Source organism: Candidatus Zixiibacteriota bacterium (assembly GCA_040753495.1).
GTDB lineage: Bacteria > Zixibacteria > MSB-5A5 > GN15 > PGXB01 > DYGG01.
In genome coordinates this window covers 1-19,276 of record JBFMEF010000137.1, presented here as the reverse complement: position 1 = coordinate 19,276, position 19,276 = coordinate 1, and the positions used below count along the sequence as shown (strand labels likewise).

General features: G+C 51.5%; 16 protein-coding genes. 11 read left to right on the top strand and 5 right to left on the bottom strand.

The features are described 5' to 3' along the window. Nucleotides 1-114: 114 nt before the first annotated feature. The gene (locus tag AB1690_09165; protein MEW6015480.1) at nt 115-1,284 is read right to left on the bottom strand and encodes an MFS transporter; all 1,170 of its coding nucleotides are present in this window, start codon (nt 1,282-1,284) and stop codon (nt 115-117) included. Nucleotides 1,285-1,535: 251 nt separating this feature from the next. Here AB1690_09165 and AB1690_09160 point away from each other — a divergent pair, with 251 nt between their 5' ends. The 6 genes from AB1690_09160 to AB1690_09135 all read left to right on the top strand — a co-directional run bounded on the left by AB1690_09160 (nt 1,536) and on the right by AB1690_09135 (nt 6,713). Next, the gene (locus AB1690_09160; protein MEW6015479.1) at nt 1,536-1,973 is read left to right on the top strand and encodes a hypothetical protein; all 438 of its coding nucleotides are present in this window, start codon (nt 1,536-1,538) and stop codon (nt 1,971-1,973) included. 106 nt (nt 1,974-2,079) lie between these two features. Beyond that, nucleotides 2,080-3,516, top strand: coding sequence for an AmmeMemoRadiSam system protein B (amrB, locus tag AB1690_09155; GenBank protein MEW6015478.1), 1,437 nt, complete (start codon nt 2,080-2,082; stop codon nt 3,514-3,516). A gap of 91 nt (nt 3,517-3,607) precedes the next feature. Beyond that, nucleotides 3,608-4,600, top strand: coding sequence for an SDR family NAD(P)-dependent oxidoreductase (locus tag AB1690_09150; GenBank protein MEW6015477.1), 993 nt, complete (start codon nt 3,608-3,610; stop codon nt 4,598-4,600). Next, nucleotides 4,597-5,019: a hypothetical protein gene (locus AB1690_09145; GenBank protein MEW6015476.1), complete on the top strand. Its 423-nt coding sequence runs from the start codon at nt 4,597-4,599 to the stop codon at nt 5,017-5,019. The genes AB1690_09150 and AB1690_09145 overlap by 4 nt, the downstream gene beginning before the upstream one ends. Nucleotides 5,020-5,055: 36 nt before the next feature. Further along, nucleotides 5,056-6,204, top strand: a complete 1,149-nt coding sequence (locus AB1690_09140; protein ID MEW6015475.1) for an aminotransferase class V-fold PLP-dependent enzyme — start codon at nt 5,056-5,058, stop codon at nt 6,202-6,204. 86 nt (nt 6,205-6,290) lie between these two features. Beyond that, nucleotides 6,291-6,713: a DUF2914 domain-containing protein gene (locus tag AB1690_09135; GenBank protein ID MEW6015474.1), complete on the top strand. Its 423-nt coding sequence runs from the start codon at nt 6,291-6,293 to the stop codon at nt 6,711-6,713. A 174-nt stretch (nt 6,714-6,887) separates the two neighbouring features. Here AB1690_09135 and AB1690_09130 read toward each other — a convergent pair whose 3' ends face one another. From AB1690_09130 to AB1690_09120, 3 genes are all read right to left on the bottom strand, one after another. Continuing rightward, nucleotides 6,888-7,490 (bottom strand): hypothetical protein, encoded by a 603-nt coding sequence (locus tag AB1690_09130; GenBank protein ID MEW6015473.1) that lies wholly within the window; start codon nt 7,488-7,490, stop codon nt 6,888-6,890. 74 nt (nt 7,491-7,564) lie between these two features. Then, the gene (locus AB1690_09125) at nt 7,565-8,686 is read right to left on the bottom strand and encodes a hypothetical protein (GenBank protein MEW6015472.1); all 1,122 of its coding nucleotides are present in this window, start codon (nt 8,684-8,686) and stop codon (nt 7,565-7,567) included. Between the two features lie 472 nt (nt 8,687-9,158). Beyond that, the gene (locus tag AB1690_09120) at nt 9,159-10,913 is read right to left on the bottom strand and encodes a tetratricopeptide repeat protein (protein MEW6015471.1); all 1,755 of its coding nucleotides are present in this window, start codon (nt 10,911-10,913) and stop codon (nt 9,159-9,161) included. 164 nt (nt 10,914-11,077) lie between these two features. On the opposite strand from AB1690_09120, the gene AB1690_09115 reads away from it, so the two are divergent. The 5 genes from AB1690_09115 to AB1690_09095 all read left to right on the top strand — a co-directional run bounded on the left by AB1690_09115 (nt 11,078) and on the right by AB1690_09095 (nt 18,755). Then, the gene (locus AB1690_09115) at nt 11,078-12,211 is read left to right on the top strand and encodes an SPFH domain-containing protein (GenBank protein MEW6015470.1); all 1,134 of its coding nucleotides are present in this window, start codon (nt 11,078-11,080) and stop codon (nt 12,209-12,211) included. Continuing rightward, nucleotides 12,192-13,595 (top strand): hypothetical protein, encoded by a 1,404-nt coding sequence (locus tag AB1690_09110; GenBank protein MEW6015469.1) that lies wholly within the window; start codon nt 12,192-12,194, stop codon nt 13,593-13,595. Before AB1690_09115 ends, AB1690_09110 begins: the two co-directional genes overlap by 20 nt. A gap of 110 nt (nt 13,596-13,705) precedes the next feature. After that, nucleotides 13,706-14,761 (top strand): DUF933 domain-containing protein, encoded by a 1,056-nt coding sequence (locus AB1690_09105; GenBank protein MEW6015468.1) that lies wholly within the window; start codon nt 13,706-13,708, stop codon nt 14,759-14,761. A 43-nt stretch (nt 14,762-14,804) separates the two neighbouring features. Continuing rightward, a complete protein-coding gene (lon, locus tag AB1690_09100; protein ID MEW6015467.1) occupies nt 14,805-17,183 on the top strand; it encodes an endopeptidase La in 2,379 nt (792 codons plus the stop codon). A gap of 27 nt (nt 17,184-17,210) precedes the next feature. Further along, complete coding sequence (locus AB1690_09095) at nt 17,211-18,755, top strand: NAD(P)H-hydrate dehydratase (GenBank protein ID MEW6015466.1); 1,545 nt, start codon at nt 17,211-17,213, stop codon at nt 18,753-18,755. 22 nt (nt 18,756-18,777) lie between these two features. On the opposite strand, the gene AB1690_09090 is transcribed toward AB1690_09095, so the two are convergent. Beyond that, entirely contained in the window at nt 18,778-19,260 is a 483-nt protein-coding gene (locus tag AB1690_09090) for an adenosine-specific kinase (protein ID MEW6015465.1), read from the bottom strand. Nucleotides 19,261-19,276: the final 16 nt, after the last annotated feature.

Below are 19,276 nucleotides of genomic sequence, written 5' to 3'. Positions count from 1 at the left end.
AAGGTCTTTGACCTCGGCATCGATTATTCTGTCAGACAACTCCTTTTTGGATGGCGTTCTCACGCCGCCAATATAACCAATCACGGCAGGCTCAGAAAGAGCAAAGATACCCGGTCAGACCTCTGTTGTCCGTTTCTCCCGGACGAAACCGAGAATCAGAAAGGCGGCGGCGGTTAGAGCGAGGGAGATATAGAAGGGGGCATAAATGCCGACCTTCTCCCAGAGCAATCCCGCTATCAAAGAACCAGGCAAGGCACAGAGACCGATGACCATCTGATATCCTCCCAGGCTGCTGGCGCGAAACTCTACGGGACAGAGTTCGGCGACAAATGCCCGCTGAACTGTCTCCAATGCCCCCCGGTGCAATCCATAGAGAACAAAAACGGCTATCAAGGCTACTGTGGATGGCTTTGCTATCACCATAAGGCAGACCGCCACCCAGAGGACAAATGCCATCTGCAGCACTTTCTTCCTCCCTATCCTGTCGGACAGTTTCCCGAATGGAATTGACCCCAGGAAGGCAAAGGCGGTAAAGACCAGATAAAGCACCGGCACGAACCAATCGGCAAAGCCGCTGTCGCGGGCATAAATCAATAGAAAGGAATAACTGAATGACGCCAGAGCGAAAAGAACGCTCAGGACGAGAAAGAGCCGAAAATCGCGATTCAGGTCTTTTAGACGCATCCCTTTAAAAATTCTTCCCTGGGCAGGACGGTCTTCTTTGATGCGACTGAAGATAATAACTGACGCCGCCACTGAGGGTATCGCCGCCAGCAGAAATATCGCCTTGTATCCGATGAACCGGAAAAGAATGATGCTCAGTATTATCCCCACCAGGGCGCCGAGATTATCCATCGCCCGCAACAAACCGAAATTTCCTCCCCGATTGCCATTGGTCGATAAATCTGCCACCACGGCGTCGCGCGGAGCGCTCCGAATTTTGCCGGCGCGGTCTAAAATCTTTATCGGAATCAAATGCTGCCATGATGTCGAAAGCGCGTACCCCACCCGCGACAGTGCCCCCATCATATACCCGATAACAATGAAAATCTTTCTTTTCTGCAACCGGTCGGAAAGATATCCTGAGAGCGCCTGCGATATAGATACAATCGCTTCCCCCAGACCGTCGATAAATCCCAGCACCGCCATATTGGCGCCGGTAAAGGACGTTACAAACAGCGGCCAAACCGGATATATCATATCGGAGCCGAGGTCGTTCAAAAACGATGCCGCCGCAAAAGTGCGAATTGTTTTTCTGGATGATGAGACCGGCTTTTCGGACATAGGCTTCTCCCTGTAAATTGTACCTGCCCAATTTAAGGATTGACTTCCCGCCGTCAATAAATCTTCTCCGTTATGATGACTTTTAAGTAATTATTTTTCCGTTGTCGGAAACAGAATCAGTCCCCCCTTGTTACAATCCTCTGGACAGAGCGGCGTGCGAAAGATATCTTGTCCAAAATTGAATTGAATCGAGTGTAAGGCGGGTGGAGATTGCTCTCCCCTAAACATCAATATCAAAAAGAGGTCTTAGAATGAAGACGAAAGAAATTCAGGAACAACTTGCGTCCAATCTCAAGAAATGGCAGAAAATCGAAAATGCTTCCGTTGTCTCTACCGGCAAGGTGCTGGAGAAGACGGAAAATCCATTGCTGCGGATGGTCATGGAAATTATCCAGCATGATTCCCAGATTCATTACCGGGTGCAGGAATTGATAGTCGCCTCCCTCGAATCGAAAGCGGTGACCCTGACCCCCGATGAACTGGCTGAAATCTGGAAACTAATCGACAATCATATCGAGCTGGAAAAGAAAACGGTCGAATTTGCCGAGGAATCGCTCGCCGCGCTCAAGGGGAAAAAGATGCTGGTGCAGGAGTATTTTCTTAACTATCTGCTGGAAGACGAGAACAAGCACAACAACCTGCTCGCCAGTCTGGAGAAGTTCAAGAAGGGGATTTATCCTTACGCCTGATGGCGCCATTCGTTACTTTCGGGTAAGTCTGACCGCGGGCCGTCCTCATTTGACTTTGCCGTCAATTATCGCTATTTTGTCATAAATAAGATGCCGGCTGATTATTATGAAAGATAACATCGAAGTCCGACGTCCCGCGGTGGCGGGAAGTTTCTACCCGGGAAATCCGGTGGAACTCGCCAAGCTTCTGGCGCAATTCTACTCGGAAACGGAGAAAAAGTCGCTGCCGGGACATCCCCTGGCGGTGATTGCTCCCCATGCCGGCTATATATATTCCGGAAGAATAGCCGCCGCCGCTTTCAAGCAACTGGAAGGGGAAATCTACGATACCGTGGTGGTCATCTCCCCTTCGCATACGGTTTTCTTTCAGGGTTCGTCGGTGTACGAAGGCTCTGCCTATCAGACCCCCATCGGCATGATTGAAATTGATGAGAAACTTTCGGCGGCAATTGCCGCCATTCATCCTTCCATATATCTCTCCAACAAGGGGCATACCGGCGGCTCCGTACGGGGCGAACATGCTCTTGAAGTCCAACTGCCGTTTCTGCAGCAGGTGCTGGGGCGATTCAAACTCGTGGCGATCGTTATGGGCGACCAGGAAGAGAGCTCTTGCCGCGACCTGGGGGAGACTCTTGCCTCGACTCTCAACGGCAAGAATGTGCTGATTGTGGCTTCGACCGACCTGTCCCATTTCTATACCGATAAAGAAGCGCGACGTCTTGATGGCAACCTGCGCCGCGCCATTGAGGAGTTCAGCCCCGACAAATGGCTCAACACCCTTTCCTCCGGTAAGGGAGAAGCCTGCGGCGGCGGACCGGTCGCCGCCACTCTCATTGCCGCCAGGAGGCTCGGCGGCAACCAGGTCACGGTCACCGGTTATGCCACCTCCGCTGATGTAACCGGCGACCTCAATGAAGTTGTCGGATATCTGTCGGCCGTCATAACCTCTCCCAGAAAAGTTGCCTCCCAGAATGGAAATCTCGGCGCCCCGGCAAGGAAAAACGGCGCGGAAATCAGCGAGTCCGACAAAAAATATCTTTTGAACCTGGCGCGCGAATCTATAAAAGCCGGCTTAAGCCAGACCCCCTTTCGTCCCGCCGAACCGGAGGCGAAAGCCCTCAGAGAGAAACGGGGGGTTTTTGTCACTTTGAAAGTTGCCGGAATGTTGCGCGGTTGTATCGGGATGATACGCGCCGCCAAGCCGCTCTACGAAGCGGTCGCGGAAATGGCTTCTGCCGCCGCATTCGATGACCCCCGCTTTCAGCCGCTAACCGAAGCGGAGCTGGAGGGAATCGATATCGAAATCTCCGTTCTCTCGCCTCTGTCAAGAGTGGAAGATATCTCGGAGATTAAGATTGGTCGCGATGGCTTAATGATTCGTCTTGATTTCCACTCCGGACTCCTGCTGCCGCAGGTGGCAAGTGAGCATGGGTGGAATCTGACCACGTTTCTGGAACAGACCTGCCTTAAGGCCGGTCTCCCCAAAAACAGCTATAAAGATAAAGCGGCGGAAATCTACCGTTTTACCGCCGACATATTTTGAAAATAGAGGGGGCGCTCTGAACGGATGGACCGCTAAGATTTCAGGGCAGAAAAATTCTCCCTCAATCATTCCGGCAGAGTAATCGGCGCCAATGTCCACCGCAGATAAAGAAACCGTTCTTGTAACCGGAGCCAATGGTTTTGTCGGCAGCCGTCTCTGCCGTCAGTTAATTGCCGATAACTTCCGCCCTATCGCCGGTATCCGCCGGGGATGTAACACGTCTCTTATCGATGAACTCCAGCTGGAGTGCCGCTACGGTGATGTCACCCAGCCGGAGTCGCTGCCGGCTATGGTGCGCGAGGTCGATTTTATCATTCATAACGCCGGTCTGGTTAAAGCCCATTCTCCGGAGCAGTTCTATAAGGTCAATGTCGAAGGGACGCGCAACATTCTTGAGGCGGCGCTGACCAACTCCAGATTGAGGAAATTTATTCTGATATCATCTATGGCGGCCGCTGGTCCCTCCCGCCGCGGGCAACCCCTTACCGAAGAGCTCCCGACCGCCCCCATCACTGAATATGGCCGCTCCAAAGCCGGCGCCGAAAAAGTGGTTCTGGCTTATCGGGATAAGATTAACTCCGTAATCATACGTCCCCCGGGAATCTACGGACCGGGGGATATCGAGATGTTCGCCTTCTTCCAGATTCTCAACAACCGCATCTGCCCCTATCTGGGCAACTGGAACCGTCGCCTCCAGCTGGTTTATGTCGATGACCTTTGCGCCGGTGTCGGTCTTGCTCTCACCTCAGAAACTAAATCTGGCTCCATCTATTTTGTTGCCGAAGACCGAAGTTACAGCTATGCCGAACTTATCACCCATCTGCGCCGGGCGGTCGGCCGGGTCGCTTTGCCGCTCTATCTTCCCGGCGCCGTTGTCCGGATTATTGCCTTCCTCTCTGAAAATCTGTTGCGACTGGTCGGTAAACCGCCCATGTTTACTGTCGAAAAAGCGAACGAAATCCTCTCCGACTGGGAGGTTTCGGTAGAGAAAGCCGCCAAAGAGCTTGGATACCGTTCTCAAACCCCTTTCCCGGTTGGAGCGCAAAACACAATTCACTGGTACCGTGAAGAAGGGTGGTTATGATTGTAAGCTTTGAGCTTCTGGGATACTGCCTTGCGGCAGGAGGAATCTTCCTGATTCTTTTCAACCTCCTCTGGAATCGTCTGGAGAATTATCTTCCGGTCCTAACCGGCTTCCCCCAGGAACTGGTCGAGTCCAAAACGGTCGGGTGGTTTATCTCCTGCTTCACGGTCGAATTCATTTTCCTGGTTTTCCTGCCTTCTATTATTTACGGATGGTTTTACACCGTCATTCCATTTTCGGGAGCGCGGGGCGGGATTGTTACCGCCCTTTTTGTGTTCCTGGTCGGAATTACCCCCTACGCGTTGCTGATTCTTTTCCGTCTCAAGATTCCGGTTGTTTATATGCTGTATCAGTTGCTGGGAATCTTTATTAAGCTGGTGGGGTCACTCATTATCATCGGATATCTCTATTCCCTTTAACCTCTAAACTTGAACGCCATGGCAAAATTGAAAGATTTGGAATTTAAAAAGATCAGAAAACTTTTCCCGGTGACCGATCGGAAGAAAGGAATAACTTATCTCAACTCGGCCTCGACCGGACCGCTCTGCCGTCCCGTTAAAGATGCCCTCTATAATTACTACGAAATGACCCAGTACCTCGAAAAGAGCGCCATCGACCACCTGGCTTTTGCTTCCCTCGATAACATTCGCCAGCAGGGGGCGCACTTGCTGGGGGCTCGCGCCGATGAAATCGGTTTCGGCTTCAGCACAACGTACGGGCTGAACATCGCCGCTTTCGGCTTGCCTCTGAAAAAGGGGGATGAGGTGCTTCTTTCAGATATCGAATTCCCCGCCAATGTCTATCCCTGGCTGGCTCTAAGAGAGCGGGGAATAAGTGTCAAATTCGTAAAATCGGCCAACCGCTGTTTCAGTCTTGATAACCTGAGGAAAGCAATCGGGAAGAGAAGCAAAGTTCTCTCGCTCTCCTTCGTTCAATTTTTCAACGGTTTTAAAAATGACCTCCCCGAAATCGGCAGAATCTGCCGGGAGCATGATATTTATTTTGTCGTTGACGGCATTCAGGGCTGCGGGAATGAGCCGCTGAAAATGAGCGATGCCAATATCGATATCTTTGCCTCAGGAGCGCAAAAGTGGCTTCTGTCGCCGCTGGGAACCGGTATCTTTTTTATCCGCAGGGAACTGCAGAAAAAACTGCGCTTCCCTTTTGCCTCCTGGCTTTCGGTCGACTGGAAATTGAATTTCACCGACCTCTTTCATTATGACCTTCCGTTTTTTGACGCCGCCCGCCGATTCGAGATGGGCACTTACCCTTATGCTCATCTTTTCGCTCTCGAGAAAGCGCTCGAACTTATCAATTCCCTGGGGGTGCGCCATATCCAGCGCCACAATCGTGCCATGCTTGATGAACTGATTTACTATCTGAACTCTGAGCGACGATTCCGCATAACGTCATCGCTGGAAGAGAAACATCGCTCTTCCATCCTCTCCTTTACCTGCGACAATGCCCGCGAAATTCACAAGGAGATAGTTCGCAACAGGATTATCGCTTCGTTTCGGGAGGGCTCCATTCGGGTTTCGCCTCATCTTTTTAATAACCAGTCCGATATCCGGCGTTTAATCAGGGTGCTGCAGAGCAAGAAATAAGCCGACGATTTTGGTTGCCAAAAAATTTCATTCTGTTTATCATCAAGATGAGAAGCAGGGTTAAATCCATTGGAACGGAGGTTTATATGAGCAGAAGAATTTTTGCGGCATTGGCGATTGCCATACTTTTTGCCGGCGTCTTATCGGCGCAGGAGTCGGCTCCGGCAACAACGCCGACCGCAACCTTGACCGCCGAAGCGCAACTTTGCACCGGTATCGATTCTCGTATGCCGACCGGTATGGCTGATAAATTCCCTCCCGAGGTCGGTAAAGTCTTCCTCTGGTGCCGCATACTCGGCGCGACCGATACCACCATGGTCAAGCATATCTGGTCCTATAACGGGCAGGAGATGGCCACAGTTGACCTGCCGGTGAAAAGCTCCTCCTATCGCACCTGGAGTTCCAAAACCATTCTTCCGGAATGGACCGGCAACTGGTCGGTGAAGATTGTCGATGCCGACGGCGCCACTCTTAAAGAGATGACCTTTACGGTCGGCGCCACGCAATAGCGCTCTCGTTCAGATTACACAGGAAAGGCGTCCCGCTGCCGCGGAACGCCTTTTTGCATAGAGGCCTTCTCGCGGCGGATTTTCCAAAAAAACGATGTCGTTGCAGGTTGGCTCAGAATTCTGATGGGGTGCATGACACGAAGAATCAAAGAATAACAACGGGTAATCAGTGGTCTAACAGAAATGAAGAGTGTCAAGACCGCCCGACCGACAGGGGAATTGCCATCGGGGTCGGGGGTATTGACCTACCCTACTAAACATTGCCGGTTGCGAATATTCGACTAACCCCGATTCATAAAGGCGGTTGGCTATTTCGAGAGTGTTCATTCCTGATTGTCTGGTCACCAACATGCCTCTACTGCCCGTGATTTCATATGGGCCATATTCCAACTGAACGTGATAATAATTCTGAATACTGTCCATAGTCTCTTGTGTCACCCAGTTGTGGTACGAGATTACAAAGAGATCGCTTAATTCAAAAACAGCATTTTCACCCGTATCAGTGAACGCAGGAAACGCCAATTCCACCACTGGCTTCGTATAAAGATTGCCTATCAGAGAATCAATCTCATACCCTGCGTCAACATGAAATATATAAAAACCTCGGTCGTGTCGTTCGGGAACGAAACTCTCGTCAAGACCTTCAACTGTTGCGGCGAAGGTCTCAATACTCGGTTGCGGAACGAGGGGATTAAACTTGACGGTTACTATTGAATCGCTGACCTGTAGTGGTATGGCACCTAAACGGCAGTAGTAATGCTCAGCTACAACAGGCATCGTTATACCGCCAATTATCATCAGCAATACGAGCATCTTTATTATGCAATTTGCTCTACACATTTCTTCCTCCTTTAATTACCTGGCACTGGCCCGAGGGCGACATGCGCCGCGCCATGCGTCCAAGCCATCGACTGTGGAAAGATGGTCTTAATTATCTGATTGGTCTTAATGTCAATTACCGGTATTGGCGGCGTTCCGCCAGCACTCATAGGTGCATCCAGATAAGCCCTGGTCATATCCGGAGTGATAACAACAGAACCACCTATACATGGCGACAGTTGTTCGCCCGCAGGATATACGAACGGAGCTATCCAAGCAATCGGTCTATTAGTTAAGGAGTTTATGACCCAGATCGGTATCATAGGCACATAGCCCAACATGCAATTCCCTCCGTCCGTCATAAAAATCGTCTTCCCATCAGGCGTAATTGAAATACCCCCGGTCGACCCAACAATATCAATTGTCACCAAAACTGTGTCTGTCTCGATATCAAACTGAATAAACTGACTCCAGCCAGAGTATAGCCTGGTAAAATAGTACAAGTCGTCCGTCAGCCAGTTATAGGCGAGACCTATCACATTATTCCCACCCGGCAAGTCGAATATTGAGTCGGTGAGGGTTCGCCCGATACAGTCAATAACATAGACTTTGCCACCTGCGGAGAGGTCAACCGGAACAAAGAATCTGTTGGTAACTGTATCAAGGAATCCTATGTAGCCAAGAGGTGCTGGCGTCAGTATGCTGTCTATCGGCTGGAGAGTCACCGGGTCAATGAAGAATATGTCGCTGGTCTGCAGAATCCCGTAATTGTCTCCGCCATCAAAAAAGTATGCACCATAACGGTCGGAATTTCCTATGAGACTCAGGTCGCGCGCACTGTAAATTTCAACCCGATTATATGGAGCAACATCAAGATAGCGCAAAACCAAGAGCCGCTCCCCGTCCGGGGTAACAAACAGCCCCTCACTGTTATAATCGACCCGCACTGAATCCACGACGGTGTCAGCCGGAACATCAATTGACATCAGCAGACCCTCAGGGTTCAGGCCGCTGATTGCATACAGCCGATAGTGTTCGACCGGTACCGGCTCCGGTTCTTTCGGGCAGACCGGGCAATCTTCATCGCAGGTTAGCGCCACGAATCCAAACAAAACGACTATTGTCAGGCAGGCTGTCCTCAAGATTTTTTTCATACCCTCCCCTCCGTCAGATTAAATATTAGAACTTATCAAGGGTTACATTCTAAGAGACAGAATTACCCCCATCTCTGATTAATAAAACCTGCCATCCGCCCTCCTTTCAAGTAACTGTCAAAACCCAAGGGGATTTTGACCTACTCGACTGCCTTCAATATTGTCAAAACCCAAGTCGCCACAGCGCCCAGAGAGGAATTTTGACCTACTTCGCATTAATGGTAGGTCGAAACCCTCGCGGTTTTGACATTATCTTTCCCCCGCCAGCGGCGGGGATGATTGTCGCACGCAAACAATTTCGCTGTCAGCCCAGGATGATACCCCCGTTATTCCATAATAAGAATCCGGGAAAGTGTGCTACTTATAATTAATAACGCCCCCTCCCCTTTTTCTGTCAAGCGGAATTAGCTGACTCCAGCCTGGTAAATCGAAACCCGCCTCTGGCGGGGTGATTGCGACTCAACCATCTCTGCTATTTCTTTATCTGCCTCAGGAGGTCTTTCGCCAGCCCTTTATCCAGATTGTAGAGGACAACATACTGCTCCTGCGCCGCATCTTTATCTTCAATATCCAGATATGCCAGTCCCAGCCCGTAATATGCTTCCGCCATATCCGGTTTCAAACGAATCGCTTCCCGGTATGCCGCAATCTCTTCCCCATGTTTCCCCAGACTGCCGTACACCAGCCCGAGACTGCAATGCCCATCGGCGAAATCAGGCTTCAATTTCAGCGCCTTCTCAAACGCCGCCGCCGCTTCCTCCCAGCGCTCCAGCTGCATTAATGCCACTCCCAGAAAATTGCAGGTCTCAAAGTCATCGCCTCTCAGCCGGTCCGCCTCCTGCAGAATATTCCGGGCTTTCTCCCACTGTTGCTTGCTGACATAGCAGACTCCCAAAAGGGAGCGAATCTTAAAATCTGTCGGAAAATCAGCCAGTTTCGGCTCCAGAAGTTTAATGGCGGAATTGACAGCCCCTTTCTCCAGGTATGCTCTCCCCAGATATTGATATGCGCGCGGTTCCTCCGGCGTCAGCGTTACCACCGGCTTCATAAGGGAAATCACCTCAGACCAATTCTCCAGTTGCATGTAAAGTTCCGCCAGGGAGAGTTTCAACGAGATATCATCGGGAGACCTGTTTACCGCCTCCCGGTAAAATTCAACCGCGGCCTCAGGCAGCCCGGCTATATTCGCTTTCTCGGCCAGATACTCAGGGCTGATAATCTCTTCCGGTTTTACTGTCACCAGTTGATAATATTTCTCGGGGAAATCGCCAAGGCGGGGGAGACGTTTCCGGCTTTGCGCCGAGGACTCGCTCAACGCCAGCTCCGGTTTTATGGCGGAAGCCTGCTTTAATATTGCCGCCGACTCCTGCCAGTTACCTGTCTCGCTCAGATTGACGGAAAGATTATAAAGCGCCGAGACAAAAGCGGGGTCTATCGCCAGGGCTTTACGGTACTGCGCCTGCTCATCTGCCGGCCGCCCCAGTTCCGCATAAGCGATGCCGAGGTTATAATGCAACGTAACCGTATTCATCCCCAGATAGATAGCATTATCATAGGCGATGGCTTCCTCGGCCGGGTTGCGAAGTATCCCATATACCTGACCCAGCCAGTAGTGCGCCGGGGCGAAATCGCTTTTCAGATTAATTGAGCGTATCAGTTCCTCCGCCGCTTCTTTGTACCACTCGAGACGAATGTAACTGAGAGCCAGATTGAATCTGGAAAGAAAAAAGGTGGAATCTTTGCGGAGCGCCTCGCGATAATAATCAACTTCCGCTTTTCTCTCGTTAAGATATCCCGATGCCACCGCCATCAGATGATACGCGGGGGCGTAATCGGGGGCAAAACTTATGATAGCCTGCCCCAGGAGGAGCGCTTCGGCTCCGTTGCCGGCGACAATCTCCGCCACCCCCCGGTTCAGCAGCGCCTCTTTCATTTGCGGCTTACTCCCGACCGCCTGCTGATACTGCTCAATGGCTTTCTCGCAGTTGTTCAATTGATATTCGGCATAGCCGGCGCAGAAATAGGTTTCGGCGTCGCCGTCGCCATGCGCAATGATATCATTCAGAGACGTCAGCGCCTCGGTGTATTTCCCCTCTGCCAGCGCCCGGTACCCCTCGATTAACATCCGCTCTTTCTGATAATCGTAAGCAGTCGTTCCAGCCGGAAATGAGCCCAATATTGCCGTAAGAACTATAAAGATAATTTTGGTTTTTTTGCGATGAATCATATTTATCATCCTTGATATCTGTTCCATCCGCTTCGGTAACAAAATATATAAATCCTGCCGCCTGACTGCCATATTAAATATTGCCGGGCAGATTCAAGAAAACACCGAATTCTTCCGAAAATCTATCTATATAACCATAATCCTTAACCGGAAGAGAAAATACCATGTCAGTCTTTATGGAAGTCATTGAATGGATCGACCCTACCAATGAAGAGATGATTCATCGGATACCCCAGGAAGGCTCCGCCGATTTCAAACTGGGCGCCCAGCTGATTGTTCGCGACAGTCAGATGGCTATCTTTTTCAAGAGCGGCCACGCCGCCGATTCTTTCACTACCGGACGCCACACTCTCACCACCCTCAACGTCCCGATTCTGACTCGTCTGCTCGCTTTCCCTTACGGCTTCAACTCCCCGTTCCGAGCCGAAGTCTATTTTATCAACTTGAAAGTCTTCACCAATCTGAAATGGGGAACAAAACACCCGGTAACCTTCAAAGACAGCAAGTTGGGCCTGATTCGGCTTCGCGGGCATGGCGCTTTCACCATGAAGATTAGCGAGCCGATTCTCTTTCTTAACTCCATCGTGGGTCGCCAGTCAAAATATACCACCGCTGATATTCAGGATTACCTCCGCGACCTCATTATCGCGCGGATGAATGACCTTCTCGGCGAAAAGCTCGACACCATTCTGGACCTTCCCGCTCAGTACACCGAACTGGCGGCGCAGTTCAAAGAAATCGTTCGGGTCGAATTTGAGAAGTACGGGCTGACTCTGGTTGATTTTTATATTTCCTCGATTACCCCGCCGGATGACGTCTCCCAGATGATTGACCAGCGGAGCGGGCTGGAGGCGGTCGGCGACCTTGATAAATTCTTGAAATATGAAATGGCTCGGGGACTTGGCGCCTCGGGCGGCGCCGGTCCGGCTGGCGCCGGGATGGGGATGGCCGCCGGGGTCGGCTTAATGATGCCAGCTATGCTCAACAAAGTTTTTGCGCCGGAGCAGACCGAGCTGAAACGGGTGCCGATTGCCACCGTTACCTGTCCCAAGTGCCATACCGACACACCGGAGCAGTCCCGCTACTGCTATCGCTGTGGACACCAGATGGTCATCCAGAATCTCTGTCCCTCCTGCAACAAGGAACTTCCGACCGAGGCGAATTTCTGCCTGCACTGCGGATACAAACTGAGCGCTAAGACCAAATGCCCGCACTGCCAGGCGGAACTGATTCCCGGCTCCAAGTTCTGCGGTTCCTGCGGCAAACCGGTAGATGATAATGCCGGAAATCAGGGATAAGAAAAAGTCCGGTTTCTATATCGGTGTCACCTGCCCCGCCTGTGGCGCCGACCTGGAAATTCAGGAAAATTTCTTCGTGCTGACCTGTCATCATTGCGGGTCAGCCATGCGGATTGCCATGCCGGATACCCCTCCGGCATTTATAATCAGGAGCAAGTTCGGACCGGTCGAAGCCCGGTTTCACCTTGACCGCCATTGTAAACAGAATAATCTTCCCCTGATTTCCTCCGGACTATCCTTGCAGGGGATATATTATCCGTACTGGAAGGCAAATGCCATTCTCTTGAAAATACGCAATCGGATTGAAGAGCGCCCCGTCGCCTCTGAAAATGATTGTGAACAAGAAAGAACCGTTCCGGTAAAGAAGTCGGAGATAACACTCTCCCCCTTTTCCGCCACTTTTGGCGCCGGCCATCCCGACAATGTTGTCCCTTATTCGCTTGGAATGAGAACCGATTACTTGAAAATGCTTCCCTGTTCCCAAGAGAACATTGAAAAGGAATTCCGCTGTCTATCGGTTCTGAAAAACTGGACGGAAATAGAGAACAATCTGCAGAAGAATATCAACGGTATCTCTTCGGTCAGTCAGGCTGATTTCGGCAAGAACCGGACAGAATACTTTCACCCCCGGGGCTCCCTGGTTTACTTTCCATATTACATCGCCGAGGACGAGATCGCCGGGAATCAGACCAGGTTTGTCATAGATGGCATCACCGGCCGTGCTACCAGCGGCTCTATGAATGACAACGAAATCTCACAGTCGGCGTCAAAAGATGCTGTCCTCGATTTTGGCCGACTCACGGTCGAGCCGCACCGCTGCACCAGCTGCGGGATTGACCTGCCGAAAGAGGAATCTCTGGTCTATTTCTGCCGCAACTGTCAGCGGTTGATTCTGCTTGAGAAAAATGACCTTTTGAAGAGTTGTCTCTACCGAACCGTGAATTCGAACAAGAAAGAGGGGCGATTTTTCCCCTTCTGGAGTTTCCGTCTCTCCGATTCCCAGCGGAAAGAGATGCAAATTCTTTTCGGCGGCATTTATCAATCGGAGTTCCTGGTGGTGCCGGCTTTCCGGATTGCCAATTTTGAAGCGATGTATCGTCTGTCGAAAAGAATCTCCTCCGCCCTGCCGCGTATCGCTCTCCAAGAAATAGATAACAGTTCTTCCGACTATGGGAGTGTCAATGTCGGTCCGGGCGAAGCCTCCGCCCTGGCGGAGATTATCATTTATCGCGAGCGTCTCTCCCGGTTTGGTCCTGCCCAATCTCCGCCGCCCAAGTTTATCCCGCAGGAAATCTTCCTGTTCTATGCCCCGTTTCATGTCGAAAATTACTTCTACGTTGATTCTGTCCTGAACGCTGTCACTTTTGAAAAAAGCCTCGCCTGAGTCAATTCAGGTTTAACTGTAGTCATTGCCGGCCATGCTCCGCGCCGGACAGTATTTCCGACATAACTTCCCCTTGCAATCCGGGGCAATCTTCAATACAATACAACTATATGAAACTGGGCATCATCGGTCTTCCCCAGGCAGGGAAGACTACATTGTTTAATGCTGTTTCCGGTCTGACGGAGGCGGTCGGCGATTATTCCCGCGCCATTCATCGGGCGGTCATCAAAGTTCCTGATGAGCGTCTGGAAAACCTGGCAAGGATTTCCAACCCGGCGAAAGTAACCCATGCCGAGATTGAATTCCTCGATGCCGCCGGTTTCTCCGGAAAAGGGAAAGAATCCCGGTCCGACCTCGAAATCTCGCCGGAACTTCGTTTAATGGAGGCGCTGGTGCTGGTTCTTGATGCCTTCAATCCCGGCGCTGACCCGGAGCGGGACCTGCGGACCCTCCAGGATGAAATGATACTGGCGGATATGATGGTTCTTGAAAATAATATTGAAAAACTGTCGCGCACTATCAAACTGACCGGCCGGATGGAGCGGGCAAGAGAGCTGGAAGTGCTTCAGAAATGTCAGCAGGCGCTGGAAGAAAACCGTCCGATTGCAGAATTGAAACTAAGTGAGGAAGAGGACAAGTTGATAAGGGGGTACGCTTTCTTAAGCAAGAAACCGCAATTGGCGGTTTTCAATATCTCTGAAAGTAGTATCCCCAGCATTGAGTCTTTGACAAAAAAATATTCCATTCATATTAGACCGGGTGTTCGCGATATTGCGGTGATTTGCGGAAAAATCGAGATGGAGATATCACAACTGGCTGAAGAGGAGCGCGCCGAATTTCTGAAAGACCTGGGCATAGAGCGCCCCGCCGTGGAAAAATTTATCCGGCAATCGTACTCCCTTTTAGGACTGATTTCCTTTTTCACCATCGGTCCTCCCGAAGCCCGCGCCTGGACTATTCCCCGCGGCTCCACCGCTCCCAAAGCGGCCGGCGCGGTCCATACCGATTTTGAGCGGGGATTTATTCGCGCCGAGGTGGCGTCCTATGAAGATTACATGACGCACCAAACCCTTCCGGCGCTCAAAGCCGCCGCGAAACTTCATATCGAAGGAAAAGACTATATAGTACAGGATGGAGATGTTATTCTCTTTCGCTTTAATGTATAATATTGGTGGATTCTGTCGAAATTAATGAGAAAAGAGGATAAGTGTGGTTGAAGTCAAAGAAAAAGTGGATGTGAAGACACAAGACAAACCTTATACCCTGCCGGTTCTGCCGGTGCGGGGCACGGTTGTCTTTCCCTTTCTGGTGGTGCCGCTGATGGCAAACGAGCAGAAGCAGGCGCGACTTATCGATGAAGCGCTGATGCGGGGAAGCACGGTCGGGCTTTTTCTGCAGACCGACCAGACCAAAGAAGACCCGGGACAGCAGGATATTTACGAAGTCGGCACCTCCGGCAATATTCTGAAAATGCTCCGTTTCCCCGACGGCACCATTCGATTTCTGGTGCAGGGATTGACACGGGTGCGGATTCGCCGTTTTCTTGGCGAGCAGCCGTATATCACCGCTGAGGTGGAAGATATCATTGAGACTTCCCGCGAATCGGTCAAGATGGAAGCCCTTCAGCGCAATCTGCTGGAGCAGCTCAAAGCGGTTATTGCTCTTGCCCCTAATCTCTCCGAAGAACTCTATGTCTCCGCCATAAACCAGGAAACTCCTTCCAAACTGGCCGACCTTATTGCCTCCAATCTCAATATTGCCATCAAGGATAAGCAGGAGATTCTGGAGGAAGCCGATGTGTACCGCCGGATGGAGCGTCTCCTTGCCATAATCAACAAAGAAATCGAAGTTCTGGAACTCTCCAAGAAAATCCAGAACGAGGCGCAGTCGGAACTGGGAAAGATTCAGCGGGAATTTATTCTTCGTGAGCAGTTAAAAGCAATCAAGCGGGAACTGGGGGACAAGGATGACCGGGCTGAAATCGAGGAGTTTGAAAAGCGAATCGCCGAGGCCAAAATGCCGGAACTGGCAGAAACCGCCGCCAGGAAAGAGCTGGACCGTCTGACCCGGATGAATCCGGCGTCGGCCGAATATACGGTCTCCCGAACCTATCTGGAATGGCTGGTCTCGCTGCCCTGGTCAAACTCGACTAAGGATATTCTTGATATTCCTAAAGCGAAAAAAGTTCTTGATGAGGACCATTATGATTTGGAAAAGGTCAAAGACCGTATCCTGGAATATCTGGCGGTTCGCAAACTGAAAAGCAACGTCAAAGGTCCAATACTCTGTTTTGTTGGCCCTCCCGGCGTGGGGAAGACCTCTCTGGGGCGCTCTATTGCCCGTGCCATGGGGCGGAAATTCGAGCGGATTTCGCTCGGCGGGATGCGCGATGAAGCCGAAATCAGAGGACATCGCCGCACCTACATAGGCGCCCTTCCGGGACGAATTATCCAGAGCATCAAGCGGACCGGCTCCAATAACCCTATCCTGATGCTTGATGAAGTCGATAAGATAGGGGTCGATTTCCGCGGCGACCCGGCCAGCGCTCTGCTCGAAGTTCTCGACCCGGAGCAGAACGACAGTTTCTCCGACCATTATCTGGAAGTTCCTTTTGACCTTTCCCGGGTGATGTTTATTACCACCGCCAATCTGCTCGACCCGATTCCGCCGGTGCTGCGCGACCGGATGGAGATTATCCGTATTCCCGGCTATACCGACCTGGAAAAACTGGAAATTGCCAAGCGTCATCTAATTCCCAAGCAGTACGAGAATCACGGCATCACTAAAGCCAACGTTGAATTCAAGGATTCGGCGATTCTGGAAATCATCAATGGATACACTCGCGAATCGGGACTGCGCAATCTGGAGCGGGAGATTGCGGCGATCTGCCGCAAGGTGGCGCGCCGAATCGCCGCCGGTTCCAAGAGCCGTTATATCGTTGATGGCGACAATGTGCAGAAATATCTGGGTCCGCAAAGATTCTCGAAAGAAGTTCTCTCTCGCGGCGGACAGATTGGGGTCGTCCCCGGCTTAGCCTGGACCTCCGCCGGCGGAGAGATTCTCTTTATCGAAGCGACGGCAATGAAGGGAAAGAAAAATCTGACCCTGACCGGTCATCTCGGCGATGTTATGAAAGAATCAGCCATGGCGGCGCTCTCTTATGTTCGAAGCCACTGCGAGAAACTTGCGATTGAACCGGATTTCTGCGAAAGTCACGAGATACATATTCATGTCCCCTCCGGCGCCACTCCCAAAGATGGTCCATCCGCCGGCATCACCATGGCAACAGCCCTGGCATCGCTTCTGACCGGACGTCCTGTCAAGCCGTACACCGCCATGACCGGCGAGATAACGCTGCGCGGCGATGTTCTTCCTATCGGCGGTCTCAAAGAGAAACTCCTGGCGGCGTATCGTGCCGGTATCAAGCGGGTAATCCTGCCGGAAGAAAATCGAAAAGACCTGGTCGAAATTCCGCCGGAAATAAAGAAGAATATCAAAATCATTTTCGTCAAAAATGTCGGACAGGTGCTGGAAAATGCCCTGGAAAAAAAGCCGGTGGCAAAGACCGGCAAATCGCGGAAGGCTTAAGTCTCAAGTCCAGTATATTTGCAGGATATGAAACTGGTAAACGCCGAAATCATGCGCGCTATCGATAAAGAGACTATCGAAAAACGCGGCATAGCCGGTCCCCGGCTTATGGAAAACGCCGGGAAGGGGATAGCGGAGCAAATTCGTGATAAAGTCCTGTTGGGCAGAACCGGAGCCTCCTTTGCGATTTTTTGCGGAAAGGGGAATAACGGTGGCGACGGTTTTGTCATTGCGCGGTATCTTCACCAATATGGCAACAAAGTCGCTATCTTCTTCCCCGGTCCATCTGAGGCTCTCTCTGATGATGCCCGTCTGAATTACAATCGTGCCATTGAAGAAAAAATCGAGATTAATGAACATAGAAGCAGCGGCGACCTGCCGTCAAAGTTAGACTGTGATTACATCATCGATGCCATCTTCGGCACCGGCTTCTCCGGCGTTCCCAAAGGAATTCTCTCTGAAATCATCAGTTATATTAATAAGCAGGGGAAAGCGGTTGTCGCCGTCGATTGCCCATCCGGTCTCAATGTCGATACCGGTCAGCACGAGGGTGCAGTAGTTCACGCCGATTACACCTTCACACTGGCGCTTCCAAAATTTGGGCTGTATCTCTCGCCGGGACGCGAACTGGCCGGCATTGTCGATATCGTGCCGATTGGTACCCCCGATGACGTAATCGACTCTTTCCGTATCAAAGAGAATCTCATCACACCCAATCTCATTAAGTCACTCTTGCCGCAGCGGAAACCGGATGGTCATAAAGGGGATTTTGGCAGGCTCTTCATCCTCGCCGGTTCTACCGGGCTGACCGGCGCTGCGACCTTATGCGCTCTCGCCGCCGCCCGCAGCGGCCTGGGGCTGGTGACTGTCGGCTGCCCGGCATCTCTCAATTCTATTCTCGAGATGAAATTGACGGAGCCTATGACCTTTCCGCTGCCTGATATCGCCGGCAAGGGAGTCCTGGCGTTGCGTGGGCTGGGAGAAATAAGGCAGAGAATAAAAGAAAGTGACGCTCTTGTTATCGGTCCCGGTGTGGGACGGCATCACGAAACAAAAGAATTAATCCAGCGGCTGGTCTCCTCACTGGACAAAGTCGCCATAATTGACGCCGATGGTCTCAATGCCTTTGAAAAAAATCGCGCGGCGCTGGAAGGGAAACATCCCCAATTGGTGCTGACCCCCCACCCCGGCGAATTCCGGCGCTTAATTGATGAGGATATCCCATCCAACCTTCCTGCCCGCTTCGACCTGGTGCGGAAATATGCCGCAAAGTTCAATTCCGTCATTGTCCTCAAAGGCTCGCCCAGCATTGTGGTCGATACCAATGGCGAGTTGTATCTCAATCCTGCCGGTAATGACGGCATGGCGACCGGCGGGACCGGTGACGTGCTCTCCGGTATGATTGGCTCATTTCTGGCGCAGGGCTTGGGCCCTCTGCATGCCGCTTTGTGTGGAGTCTATTTGCACGGACTGGCCGGCGACCTTGCCGCTTCCGAACTGGGCAAACGCTCCCTTATCGCCGGCGACCTGGTCGATTTTCTCCCTGATGCCTTTTCAATTATTGAGAACTGACCTCAAACTCTATTCCGCCTGATTATCTCTTATACCCGATATCGCGCAGGAATTTGTGTCGCTTCTGCTTGTCTTCGCTTCCCTCGATACCCTTCGGCGGGAATCCGTCTATGACTCCCATCACTCCGCGCCCCTGTTTATTCTCCGCGATAATCACAGTCAAAGGATTGGCGGTGGCGCAGATGATATGACAGACCTCAGGTACCATCTTGAGCCGCGGCAGAAAATTTATCGGGTAACCGTTGCGCATATAAATAACAAATGTATGTCCGCAGGCGATATCTGATGCCGCCTTTTCCGCCATTTTGACCAACTCGGGGTCATTCCCTTCGGTTCGAATCAGGCAGGGGCCCGACGCTTCACAAAAGGCGATGCCGAACTTCACGGCGCTGGAGGTTCCCACCATCACCTCGTAGATATCCTCGACCGTTTTAATAAAATGGGTCTGCCCCAGAATGATATTGGCATCTGACGGGATAGTAATTGCGATTTCTTTGAATTCCATTATATGACTCCTTTCT

Bases quoted from the DNA above. Each gene is read 5' to 3' on its own strand.
- AB1690_09165 (MEW6015480.1), bottom strand. From the start codon at position 1,284: ATGTCCGAAAAGCCGGTCTCATCATCCAGAAAAACAATTCGCACTTTT.
- AB1690_09160 (MEW6015479.1), top strand. From the start codon at position 1,536: ATGAAGACGAAAGAAATTCAGGAACAACTTGCGTCCAATCTCAAGAAA.
- amrB (MEW6015478.1), top strand. From the start codon at position 2,080: ATGAAAGATAACATCGAAGTCCGACGTCCCGCGGTGGCGGGAAGTTTC.
- AB1690_09150 (MEW6015477.1), top strand. From the start codon at position 3,608: ATGTCCACCGCAGATAAAGAAACCGTTCTTGTAACCGGAGCCAATGGT.
- AB1690_09145 (MEW6015476.1), top strand. From the start codon at position 4,597: ATGATTGTAAGCTTTGAGCTTCTGGGATACTGCCTTGCGGCAGGAGGA.
- AB1690_09135 (MEW6015474.1), top strand. From the start codon at position 6,291: ATGAGCAGAAGAATTTTTGCGGCATTGGCGATTGCCATACTTTTTGCC.
- AB1690_09130 (MEW6015473.1), bottom strand. From the start codon at position 7,490: ATGCCTGTTGTAGCTGAGCATTACTACTGCCGTTTAGGTGCCATACCA.
- AB1690_09125 (MEW6015472.1), bottom strand. From the start codon at position 8,686: ATGAAAAAAATCTTGAGGACAGCCTGCCTGACAATAGTCGTTTTGTTT.
- AB1690_09120 (MEW6015471.1), bottom strand. From the start codon at position 10,913: ATGATTCATCGCAAAAAAACCAAAATTATCTTTATAGTTCTTACGGCA.
- AB1690_09115 (MEW6015470.1), top strand. From the start codon at position 11,078: ATGTCAGTCTTTATGGAAGTCATTGAATGGATCGACCCTACCAATGAA.
- AB1690_09110 (MEW6015469.1), top strand. From the start codon at position 12,192: ATGCCGGAAATCAGGGATAAGAAAAAGTCCGGTTTCTATATCGGTGTC.
- AB1690_09105 (MEW6015468.1), top strand. From the start codon at position 13,706: ATGAAACTGGGCATCATCGGTCTTCCCCAGGCAGGGAAGACTACATTG.
- AB1690_09095 (MEW6015466.1), top strand. From the start codon at position 17,211: ATGAAACTGGTAAACGCCGAAATCATGCGCGCTATCGATAAAGAGACT.
- AB1690_09090 (MEW6015465.1), bottom strand. From the start codon at position 19,260: ATGGAATTCAAAGAAATCGCAATTACTATCCCGTCAGATGCCAATATC.